The organism is Novimethylophilus sp. (assembly GCF_036504375.1).
Classification (GTDB): Bacteria; Pseudomonadota; Gammaproteobacteria; order Burkholderiales; family Methylophilaceae; genus Novimethylophilus.
This window is the reverse complement of sequence record NZ_DASXVH010000065.1, coordinates 38,243-49,591: the sequence shown is the minus strand read 5'-3', so window position 1 is coordinate 49,591 and position 11,349 is coordinate 38,243. Positions and strand designations below refer to the sequence as shown.

At 61.9% G+C, this 11,349-nt stretch carries 9 protein-coding genes; 3 read left to right on the top strand and 6 right to left on the bottom strand.

Going from position 1 to position 11,349, the window contains the following annotated elements:
• Positions 1–90 precede the first annotated feature (90 nt).
• The 3 genes from ccmE to VGK14_RS10150 all read left to right on the top strand — a co-directional run bounded on the left by ccmE (position 91) and on the right by VGK14_RS10150 (position 3,840).
• On the top strand, positions 91–567 hold the full coding sequence (ccmE, locus tag VGK14_RS10160; protein ID WP_331508959.1) for a cytochrome c maturation protein CcmE: 477 nt from the start codon (positions 91–93) through the stop codon (positions 565–567).
• A 5-nt stretch (positions 568–572) separates the two neighbouring features.
• Positions 573–1,091, top strand: coding sequence for a DsbE family thiol:disulfide interchange protein (locus VGK14_RS10155; protein ID WP_331508962.1), 519 nt, complete (start codon positions 573–575; stop codon positions 1,089–1,091).
• 70 nt (positions 1,092–1,161) lie between these two features.
• The gene (locus VGK14_RS10150; RefSeq protein WP_331508958.1) at positions 1,162–3,840 is read left to right on the top strand and encodes a bifunctional acetate--CoA ligase family protein/GNAT family N-acetyltransferase; all 2,679 of its coding nucleotides are present in this window, start codon (positions 1,162–1,164) and stop codon (positions 3,838–3,840) included.
• Positions 3,841–3,852: 12 nt separating this feature from the next.
• On the opposite strand, the gene VGK14_RS10145 is transcribed toward VGK14_RS10150, so the two are convergent.
• The 6 genes from VGK14_RS10145 to VGK14_RS10120 are packed head-to-tail and all read right to left on the bottom strand — an operon-like array spanning position 3,853 to position 11,266.
• A complete protein-coding gene (locus VGK14_RS10145) occupies positions 3,853–4,578 on the bottom strand; it encodes an arginyltransferase (protein ID WP_331508957.1) in 726 nt (241 codons plus the stop codon).
• The gene (gene aat, locus VGK14_RS10140; protein WP_331508956.1) at positions 4,562–5,260 is read right to left on the bottom strand and encodes a leucyl/phenylalanyl-tRNA--protein transferase; all 699 of its coding nucleotides are present in this window, start codon (positions 5,258–5,260) and stop codon (positions 4,562–4,564) included. The genes VGK14_RS10145 and aat overlap by 17 nt, the downstream gene beginning before the upstream one ends.
• Before the next feature lie 30 nt (positions 5,261–5,290).
• On the bottom strand, positions 5,291–5,782 hold the full coding sequence (locus VGK14_RS10135; protein ID WP_331508955.1) for a YHS domain-containing protein: 492 nt from the start codon (positions 5,780–5,782) through the stop codon (positions 5,291–5,293).
• 30 nt (positions 5,783–5,812) lie between these two features.
• Positions 5,813–6,178 (bottom strand): cupredoxin domain-containing protein, encoded by a 366-nt coding sequence (locus VGK14_RS10130; RefSeq protein WP_331508954.1) that lies wholly within the window; start codon positions 6,176–6,178, stop codon positions 5,813–5,815.
• Positions 6,175–8,403, bottom strand: coding sequence for a heavy metal translocating P-type ATPase (locus tag VGK14_RS10125; RefSeq protein ID WP_331508953.1), 2,229 nt, complete (start codon positions 8,401–8,403; stop codon positions 6,175–6,177). Before VGK14_RS10125 ends, VGK14_RS10130 begins: the two co-directional genes overlap by 4 nt.
• A 43-nt stretch (positions 8,404–8,446) precedes the next feature.
• Entirely contained in the window at positions 8,447–11,266 is a 2,820-nt protein-coding gene (locus VGK14_RS10120; protein WP_331508951.1) for a bifunctional diguanylate cyclase/phosphodiesterase, read from the bottom strand.
• Positions 11,267–11,349: the final 83 nt, after the last annotated feature.

Genomic DNA, 11,349 nt, shown 5'->3' with positions numbered 1-11,349 from the left:
GTTTGGCGTTACCGCTGCGCTGATGGCGGTCGAAGTGCTGCTGCTCAGGCGGCGTATGGCGGCATTGGCTCAAACTGACGGAGAACAGGCATGAAACCTCGCCACAAACGTTTTGCAATGATCGCCGCCGGTCTGGCGGCATTGGGGATTGCCGCCGTGCTGGTGCTCAACGCGTTCCGCAGCAATCTGGTGTTTTTTTTCACGCCCACCCAGGTGGCGCAGGGCGAAGCCCCGGTGGCGGTCAGTTTCCGTATCGGCGGGCTGGTCGAGAAGGGTAGCGTCAAGCGCGAAAGCGGCGGCGTGAACGTGCATTTCGTGGTGACCGACACCGCGAAGAATATCAACGTCGTCTATTCCGGCATCCTGCCCGACCTGTTCAAGGAAGGCAAAGGCGTGGTCGCCCAGGGTAAGCTGGGCGCGGATGGCGTGTTTCATGCCGACCAGGTGCTGGCCAAGCACGACGAGAACTACATGCCGCCCGAGGCTGCCGAAGCGCTTAAAAAGGCGGGCAAGCTCAATGAAGAGACAGGCAAGACGCTGGTCGTTCCTCAAGGCAGCAAATCATGAAGAACATCGTCAAATACATGCTGCCGCTGGCCGTCTTTCTGGCCCTGGCGGGTTTTCTCGCGGTCGGGCTGCACCTCAATCCGCGCGATGTGCCGTCTCCGCTGATCGACAAGCCGGCGCCGGCATTCTTGCTGCCCGAGCTGGGCGCCGCCGGCGCGAAATTTGCCGCGGCGGATATGAAGGGCAAGGTATGGCTGCTTAATGTGTGGGCCTCGTGGTGCGTGGCCTGCCGCGAGGAGCATCCGGTACTGATGGAACTGGCACGCGACAGCCATCTGGAGCTGTACGGACTGGACTACAAGGATACCGAAGCCGATGCGCAGAACTGGCTGAAACAGGGCGGCAACCCCTATAAGGCCGTGGCGGTGGATGCGGACGGCAATGTCGGCATCGATTATGGCGTCTACGGCGTGCCGGAGACTTACGTCATCGACCGCGCCGGGGTGATCCGGTTCAAGCAGACCGGACCCATCACCCGGGAAGTGTGGGAGCAGAAGATTGCGCCGCTAATGAAAACGCTGTAATCCCGGCCCTTTAATTTCCCGGGTTGATATAATTACAGGACTTTAATGTCTTAAATGAGAGTGTCGGCCCATGTCACAGCACTACCTTAACGTCCTTTTCGCTCCCAAATCCATCGCAGTATTCGGCGCCAGCGACCGTACCGATTCGGTCGGCGGCGTGGTGTTCGAGAATCTGCGCACGGCAGGCTTTGCCGGACCCGTGTTCGCGATCAACCCCAAGCGCGACACGGTACAGGGCGTACCGGCGTATCCCTCGCTGGAAAAGGTGGGCCAGGCCGTCGATCTGGCCGTGATCTGCACGCCCGCCGCCACGGTGCCCGGCATTATCGAAACCTGTGGCAAGCTGGGCGTGCGCGGCGCGGTGATTCTTACCGCAGGCTTCAGCGAAGGCGGCGCGGAAGGCCAAGCGCTGGAAAAACGCCTGCTGGAGACCGCTACGCGCTATGGGCTGCGCTTTATCGGCCCCAACTGCCTGGGCACCATGCGTCCTTCCATCGGTTTCAACGCCACCTTCAACCGCGGCATGGCGAAATCCGGCAATCTCGCGCTGGTGTCGCAATCCGGTGCCTTGTGTACCGCAATTCTGGACTGGGCGCAGGTCAGCGATGTCGGGTTCTCCAGCGTCATTTCGATGGGCGCTTCGGCCGACGTGGATTTCGGCGAGATTCTCGATTTTCTCGTACACGACCCACAAACCGAAAGCATCCTGCTGTATATCGAAGGCATCCGCCAATCGCGCAGTTTCATGAGCGCGTTGCGCGCCGCGGCCAGGGTCAAGCCGGTGATCGCGGTCAAGGTCGGGCGCCATGCCAGCGGTATGAAGGCGGCGCAGTCGCATACCGGCGCGCTGGTGGGCGGCGACGACGTGTTCGATGCCGCGTTAAAGCGCGCGGGTGTGGTGCGCGTACAATCGGTGACGCAGTTATTCGCGCTGGCCAAGGCGCTGTCGTCGCGCTACCGCCGTTGCGGCAATCGCCTTGCGGTGGTTACCAATGCCGGCGGTCCGGGCGTGATTGCGACCGACCGCGCCGCGGACTTGGGCCTCACGCTGGCCGAACTTTCCGCTGAAACCATGGCCGGCCTCAACAAGGCTTTGCCGGCCACCTGGTCGCATTCCAATCCGGTCGATATCATCGGCGATGCCACCGCGGAGCGCTACGAAACGGCGATCACTGCCTGCATGCAGGATGATGGCGTGGACGGCGTGCTGGTCATCCTGACCCCGCAGGCGATGACCAACCCGACCGGCGTCGCACAGAAAGTGATTGCGCTGGCCAATGACCACGCCAAGCCGCTCTTGACTTGCTGGATGGGCGAAGCCCAGGTGCGCGAGGCACGCCGCATGTTCACCGAAGCCAGGATTCCGCATTACCGCACGCCGGAACTGGCGGTGGAAACATTCTCCTTTATCGCCGATTTCTACCATAACCAGCAGATGCTGCTGCAAGCGCCGGGCCCGCTGTCGCACCATGAGGAGCCCGACGTCGAGGGTGCCCGCATGCTGATCGAAAGCGTGCTGGCAGAGCGCCGCACGGTGCTATCGGAGATGGAATCCAAGGCATTGCTGTCGGCATTCCGCATTCCGGTAGCGCGGACCATGGTGGCGCATTCGCCCAACGAGGCGCTGCTGATCGCCGAGCAGCTGGGCTTCCCGGTGGCGATGAAAATCAATTCGCCGGATATTACCCACAAGACCGATGCCGGCGGCGTCAGGCTCAACCTGGGCAGCGCCCAGGCATTGCGCGCCGCGTATCACGAGATTATCGAGCAGGTGCAGAAAAGCTGTCCCAAGGCCAGGATCGAAGGCATCTCCATCGAGCCGATGGTGGTCAAGCCCAACGGTCGGGAGTTGATGGTCGGCATCGTAGCCGATCCGGTATTCGGCCCGGTCATTACTTTCGGCGCCGGCGGCACCGCGGTGGAAGTGCTGGCCGACCGGGCCGTGGCGCTGCCGCCGCTCAACCAGCACCTGGTTGACAACCTGATTTCCGGCACGCGCGTTTCCAGATTGCTGAAAGCTTTCCGCAACATGCCGCCAGCCAATATGGAGGCGCTGGAAAGCCTGCTGCTGCGTATCTCCGAAATGGTATGCGAACTGCCGTGGATCAGGGAAATGGACATCAACCCCTTGATTGTGGATGAAAACGGCGCATTGGCGGCCGATGCGCGGGTTATTGTCGGGCTATGCCCGGCCTCCGCCGACCGCTACGCCCATATGGCGATCTATCCTTATCCGACGCATCTGGTTGCGCAATGGCAATTGGCGGACGGTACCGGCATTACTATCCGGCCGATTCGTTCGGAAGATGCCGAGATATTGCAAGGTTTCATGCGTGCGATGTCCGATGAAAGCCGTTATTTCCGCTTCATGGATATGGTACGGGAGCTCAACCCGACCATGCTGTCGCGTTTCACGCAGATCGATTATGACCGCGAAATGGCGCTGATTGCCACCACCGAGGAAGAAGGCCGCGAAATCCAGATCGGAGTCGCCCGCTATATCATCAACCCCGACGGCGAGAGCTGCGAATTTGCTACCGCCGTGGCCGATGCCTGGCAGGGCCGCGGTATCGGCCAGAAGCTGATGCGCTCGCTGATAGAAGTCGCGCGCGCCAAAGGGCTGAGAGTCATGGAAAGCGAAGTCCTGTCGCGCAATGCCGGCATGCTGGAACTCGCCGAAGCGCTGGGGTTCGAAATCTCGCAGCTGGAGGGAGACGACGGCGTCAGAAAGGTGAAAAAGCAGCTGTAACCGCGACGGCCGCTAGATTTCCAGGGGCCGCCATTCGGTGCCCATCAAGCCTTGCAGCGGCTTGAAATCGGCCTTGTAGGCCATCTTGCGCGATTCCTCAATCCAGTAGCCGAGATAAAGGTAGGGCAAGCCGCGCTGCCGGCACCAGTCGGCGAGCCACAGCACGTTGAAAATGCCGAAACTGGCGCCTGCCACTGAGCAGTCGTAAAACGCATAAACGGCGGAAAGGCCGTCCGTCAGCCGGTCCACGATGCTGACCATGCGTAGCGCGCCATCTTCGCGGAATTCCACCATCGCCGAATCCACGCCGCTTTGCATCAGAAAACTGCGGTACTGGTCCACGCTGTCGGTATCCATGCCGCCGCCGGCATGGCGGGTCTTCTGGTAGCGGGCATACAGCAGAAAATGTTCTTCGCTGAATACCAGCGGCGTCATTTCGGCTGTCAGGTGCTGATGATGCCTCCAGGCACGGCGCTGGCTGCGGCTGGGGGAGAACTCGGCCACCTGCAGCCGTACCGGCACGCAAGCCTGGCAGCCTTCGCAATGGGGGCGGTAGGTATACAGGCCGCTGCGGCGAAAGCCGTGCTTGATCAGTTCGCTATAGGTGAGAGCGTCGATGAAATGCGCGGGTGCCGCCACCAGTGACCGCGCCTGGCGCTCCGGCAGGTAGCCGCAGGGATAATTGGTGGTGACGTAAAATTTGATCCGGGTGAACGGCAAGTCACTCAATAGCGTCATTGAATTCCCATTTCCTCGTCGCATGCGGATAGTTGATCAATTGCTTGAGCAGCGTCGCGAATTCATGACGGGGGATATCGCGCCCGCCCAGGCTGGCCAGGTGCGGTGTATGCATCTGGCAGTCGATCATGCCGTAGCCGCGCATTTGCAGCCAGCGCGACAGATGTACGAAAGTGATCTTGGAGGCATCGGTTACGCGGTGAAACATGGATTCGCCGTAGAATATTTTGCCTATCGCCACGCCGTACAACCCGCCCACCAGTTCGCCGTTCATCCAGGTTTCCACTGAGTGCGCATAGCCCAAATCGTGCAGGGCGCAATAAGCCTCGATGATTTCCGGCGTAATCCAGGTTCCGCGCTGTTGCTCCCGCGGGACGCTGCCGCAAGCCTGCATTACTTCGCGGAACGCGGTATCGGTGCGTACTTCGTAATCCCGACGTCGAAGCCGCTTGGCCAGCGAGCGCGAAACCTTCAACTCGTCCGGAAACAGCACCATGCGGGGATCCGGGCTCCACCACAGAATGGGCTGGTCATAGCTGAACCACGGAAAAATCCCGTGACGGTAAGCATCCAGCAACCTCTGTACCGATAAATCCCCGCCGACGGCAATCAGCCCGTTGGGTTCCCGCATCGCCACTTCCAGCGGCGGAAAGGCGGATTCGGATTCAAGCCATGGAATCATCAAGCTGCGGCCTTGCCATTGAGACAACGATTAATCATAAATATTCCTGTCACTCACTTCCAGACTGCCGGCTTCCAGTTCTTCTTCGTAGTGAACGAACGACAGGCGCAAGCGCTCCGTCCAGCCGTCCCCCAATTTAACGCCGATTTCGGCCATTTTCTGTTCGATCTGCTCGGTGGTGACCTGCAGCAAATCGTAGGTGATCTCCAGCGTGTCTGGCCCGGTTTTGAGTGCCTTGATTCCCCGCAGCGCGCACAGCGATTCCGCAAGCATCGCGGTCTGGTCGGTATCCAGCGCCGTTGCCAGGCGCAGGCTGCGGCGCTTGAGTATCTGCCTGCCTTCCTGTCGTGGCGCCTTGTGGCCGGGCTGGCCTACGTACAGGTGAGGGTGAGCCAGAAAGCGCTCCAGGCATTGCCGGGAGCAGAAAGCATAAGGTATTTTCAGGTAATCGATCGCATGCTGATGCGGCGGCACCTCTACTCCGCACACCGGATCCTTCACCAGATTTCGGGATTTCTCCATGATTCCTCCATGCGGAAATCTCCTGATGCGTTACGGGCTGGCGATCAGCCTGCCGCGGTACATACCCATCTGGCAGGTGAATTCATGGGTACCTGCCGGCAGCGGGCCGAGGCTGACGGTTTGCGGCTTGCCCAGCGGCAGGTCGGCGCTGACGCCGAGGTCGCCAAACAGTACTTTTTCCGCACATGGCGTCGCATCCCGCCGCGTGAAACGCAGAGTCACGGCCTGCCCGGCCGGTACCTCGATGGCGGCGGGCAGGTAAGCGCCGTCCTGCACCAGGATGTCGATGGGCTGGCGGCTTTCCGCCCGCGTGGCTTGCGGCGCGGAAAACCAGAACCACCGCGCAATCAGCATGATCGCGAGAATGCCGGCGATGGTAACGATAAGTTCGCTCATGGCCTGAACCAGCGCAAGCGTCCGGCGTTGCTGACCACCGTCACCGAGGACATTGCCATCGCCGCGCCCGCGATCATCGGGTTGAGCAGCATGCCGAACAACGGATAGAGCAGGCCCGCGGCGATTGGGATGCCGAGGCTGTTATAAATGAAGGCGCCGAACAGATTCTGCTTGATGTTGCGCACCGTGGCGCGCGAGATGGCGATCGCATTCGCCACACCGTGCAGCGAGCCGGACATCAGCGTGATGTCTGCCGATTCGATCGCGACATCGGTGCCGGTGCCGATTGCGAACCCGACATCGGCGCGCGCCAGCGCCGGGGCATCGTTGATGCCGTCGCCGACCATGCCGACGATCTCGCCGCGCGCCATCAGTTCGGCGACTTTTCTGTCCTTGTCCTGCGGCAGCACTTCGGCGAACACTTCGGCAATGCCGACGCCGGCCGCAACGGCGTTGGCCGTGGCGGTGTTGTCGCCGGTGAGCATCACCACCTTGAGCCCCAGGCTTTTCAGTTTATCGATGGCAGCCTGCGAATCCGGCTTGACCGGATCGGCCACGGCGACAATGCCGGCGAATTTTCCGTCCACGGCGAGAAACATCGGCGTCTCGGCCTGCTGCGCCAGCTGCTCGGCCCGTGCCTGCAGCGCCTCGCAATCGATGCCGTGATCCTGCATGAATTTGTAATTGCCGAGGCGCACATGCCGCCCCTCGACGCTGCCGTGTACGCCGTGCCCGGCGACAGCCTGAAAGCCTTCGGCCGGGGCGAGTTCAAGGGCGCGGCTTCTGGCCGCATCGATCACCGCTTCTGCCAGCGGATGCTCGGAGCCCGTTTCCAGGCTGGCCGCCAGTTTCAGCACGGCATTTTCTTCCCAGCCCGGCACGGTGACGACGGCGGTGACCGCCGGTCTGCCCTGTGTCACGGTGCCGGTCTTGTCCAGTACCACGGCGGTGAGCTTGCCTGCCTGTTGCAGCGCATCGCCGTTGCGTATCAGGATGCCGTGCTCGGCGGCCTTGCCCACGCCCACCATTACCGACATCGGCGTCGCCAGGCCCAGTGCGCAAGGGCAGGCGATCACCAGCACGGCGACCGCGGCGACCATCGCGAAGTTGAGGCGGGGAGCGGGCCCGAAGTCGAACCAGACCACAAAGGCAACGACGGCGATGATCAGCACCGTCGGCACGAAATAAGCCGCGATCACGTCGGCCAGCCGGCCGATCGCAGGTTTGGCGCCCTGCGCCTGTTTCACCATGTCGACGATGCGCGACAGCGCGGTGTCGCGGCCGACCCTTGTTGCGCGGAACAGGAAGCTGCCTGATTTATTGATGGTGCCGCCGGCAACTTCGTCGCCGACGGTTTTTTCCAGCGGCATCGGCTCGCCGGTCAGCATCGATTCGTCGATGCTGGAATGGCCGTCGATGATGACGCCGTCCACCGCTATCTTCTCGCCCGGACGCACGCGCAGGATGTCGTCGACATGCACCTCGGCCAGCGCTACGTCGATTTCCTGTCCGTCGCGTACCACCCGCGCGGTTTTCGGCTTGAGGCCGATCAGCCGTTTCACCGCTTCCGACGTCCTGCCGCGGGCGCGCATTTCCAGCGCCTGCCCCAGCACCACCAATCCGGTCACCACGGCGATCACATCCCAGAACGGCTCAGCAGTGCCGGCCGGAAACCATTGCGGCGCAGAAGTCACCGCCACCGAATAGCCCCAGGCCGCGCCCAAGCCAACTGCGATCAGCGTATCCATCGTGGCGTTGTGGTTGCGCAGCGATTTCCAGGCGCCCACGAAAAACTGCGGGCCGGAGTAGAGCATCACGGCGAGCGTCAGCAGCGCCAGCGCCGGCGATCCCCATTGCATCAGCCAATGCGGCATGGTGCCGCCCAGCATCGCCGGAAAACCGACGGCCAGCGCCAGTGCCGCCACGCCCAGCGCGAACCAGGATTTGTGCAGCAGTGTGCGGTAATGCGCCTGTTCGGCGGCGGCCTGCTGCCCGCCGTCATCGGTTTCGTCGATAGCCTCCCGGGCCTGGTAGCCGGCCTTGGCCACAGCGGCAATCAGCGCCGCGGGTTCGACCGTGCCGGATACCATTGCGCTGCGATCGGCAAAATTGACGCTGGCTGCCGTCACGCCGGGCAGGGCGCGCAGCGCGGTTTCGACCGTATTGACGCAGCCTGCGCAGCGCAGGCCGTCGACGGCGAGGTGTATGGGGCGGGATTGGTTCATGAATTAGGGGGTGTTAACAAGCCCTATTCAGCATAGTCCTGTCTCAGCGGGGAATCAATATGCCGACGTCGGAAGCGATCCAGCTGGGGTCGGGGCGGTAGCTTGCAATCCACTGCGGCACCGCCTCGGCCGGCATCGGCTTGGCGATGCCGTAACCCTGCGCCAGTTCGCAGTTCATTGCCAGCAGTTTGATGCCATGCTCTATGGTTTCCACGCCTTCGGCGATCACCTTGCGGCGGAACTCCCGGCTCAGGCTGATAACGCCGGCGACGATGGTCATGTCGTCCGGGTCGCGTAGCATGTCGCGCACGAAAGACTGGTCGATTTTCAGAATGTCCGCCGGCAGGCGGCGCAGATAGGTCAACGACGAATAGCCGGCGCCGAAATCGTCCAGCGCAAAGGTGACGCCCAGCACATGGCACTCGTCGATCAGCGCGCTGATGCTGGCGAAATCCTCCAGCGCGGCGGATTCGGTAATTTCCAGTTCCAGCAGCGCGGGAGGTACCTCGGGGTATGCCTCGAACATTTCCGCAAGGCGTGGCGTGAAATCCGGCTGCATCAGGTGGCGGGCGGTGATGTTGACGCTGACCGCGATGGAGAGCCCGGCCAGCTGCCATTCGCGTATTTGCCGCAGTGTCTCGAGGATCACCCATTCACCCACCTCGATCGACAAGTCGCTGCCCTCCAGCGCCGGCAGGAACTCGTTGGGATAGCGCAGCCCCAGTTCCGGGTGCTGCCAGCGGATCAGCGCCTCCAGGCCTATCACTTCTCCCTGGCGCATGTTCACCTTGGGCTGGTAATGCAGCCGGAACTCGCCGTTATCCAGCGCCTGCTTCATTGCGGCCAGCGCTTCATGCTGGGCGCGGGTCTGGCGGTCGTGTTCCGGGTTGAACAGGTGGTAGCGGTTCTTGCCGCCCAGCTTGGCCAGATACATGGCCTGGTCGGCGTGGCGCAGCAGGATGTCGGGGTTGGCTTCGTCCGGCGGCGAAAGCGTGAAGCCGGCACTGGCGGAAATGCTGATGGCGTTGTCGTCGATGAGGTAGGGCGCGGAGATGATGTCGAGCAGACGCGTCAGCGTCTGGCAGCATTCTTCGACCGATTGCAGGCCGCACAGCAGCAGCGCGAATTCGTCGCCGCCCAGGCGGGCTATTGTGTCGCCGGCGCGCAGGCTGTTGCGCACACGCAGCGCCAGTTGCACCAATAACTTGTCGCCGGCTTCGTGTCCCAGGCTGTCGTTGATCGGCTTGAAGCCGTCCAGATCGATGTAGCACACCGCCAGCACGCCGTTGATGCGCTCGTTTTGCGCCAGCGACTGCTGCAGGCGGTCGGAAAACAGCACGCGGTTGGGAAGCTGGGTTAAGGCGTCATGATAAGCCATGCGCTCGAGTTTCTGCTGCTGTTCCATCGCGTGCGTGATATCGGAGAACACGCCGACGAAACGAGCGATCCGCTGCTGATCGTCGCGCACCGCGAACAGGTCCAGCCAAGCGGCAAACACGGTTTCGTGCTTGCTTGACAGCCAGGTCTCGTCGTGCCACGCGGCTGTTGTTTCCAGTGTGTTCCAGGCCTTGTTGAACGGCTCGGCATCGTACTTCGGCGCCAGCAGCCGGTGGGCGGTTTTGCCAATGATATCTGCGCGCGTATATCCGGTGATATCGATAAACGCCGGGTTGACTTCGATGACGTTGGCTTCGAGATCGGTGATGAAAATGGCGTCGTGCGCGTGCTCGAACACGCTGGCCAACAGGCTCAGGCGTTCGGTGTTGAGATGCAGCGTCTCGACCATATCGCGCAGGTTGCGGCGCATTTTGAGCATGTTCGCCATCAGCGAGCCATCTTTTGCCTGCAAGCCGTCCTCGCTCAGTTCGCCGGCGGAAATGCGGCGTACCAGTTCGCTGGCCGCGGCCGGATCGCCGCCCAGGGGGTGCAACACGAAACGCCGCAGCAGATAGATCACCATCGCGATCAGCAGCACGCCCAGCCCGACGAAGATGAACAATATGCCGGCGGACCGAGCTAGGCTGACGGTTCTGGCTTCGCTTAACGGATAGGCCATGACCACTTCGAAGCCCCATTCCGGAATTTGCTGCCTGACGCTGGCCCAACCGTTTGCGTTTTGCAGCACCGCGTGTGCTATTGCGAGTGGCACGTGCGCCGACAGGAAACGTATGTGCTGGTTGGCATCCAGCACCGCGGCGAAGCCGGATTGCAGCAAGCGGGTTTTTTCCACCGCTTCGCGCAATATCTGGGTATCCACCTGCCGACCTACATACCAGATGCCGATGATATCGCCCGCGGCGTTGCGCATCGGCTCGTAACCGGTAATGTACGGCGTGCCCAGGATATCCACCACGCCATAAAACGGCTGGCCGGCGCGGATCGCCGCGATGGCTTTGCCGCCCGGGTCGAGCACGGTGCCAACTGCGCGCGAGCCGTCCCGCTTATGGACATTCGTCGCAACGCGGACGAAATCGCTGCCGGATTTTACGAATAGCGTGGCGGTGCCGCCTATCACGGAAGCCACATGGTCGACCAGTTCGAAGCGGTTCGCCTGCGGCTGCCCGCCGAGCAACAGGTTGGGGAGCGTTCTCCCGCCAACGACGGCAACGCCGCCCAGTGCCGGAGAGCCCAGTTGCTTGCCGTTGACATCCTTGAGCAGACGCATCGCCGCAACCACCTGTTCCATCATCAGGTTCTCGCTGACGGTGAGCAAACGGGTCAGGGATTCGGCCTGGGTATGCGCATTTTCATCCAGGCTGCGCATTTCCTGGGTGAACTGGCGTTGTGCGAGAAATAGTGGCCCGAAGAGGGCCAGAAGTACGATAGGGATCAGAAACCGCTGCAGTGTGGAGAGGAGTTTCAAGCCTGTTTTCTTAATTGGTAGGGCTGATCGAAATGTCCCGGAAGGAATAGTCTAGGGATTTCTGTTGATGTAGTCTACAGAGC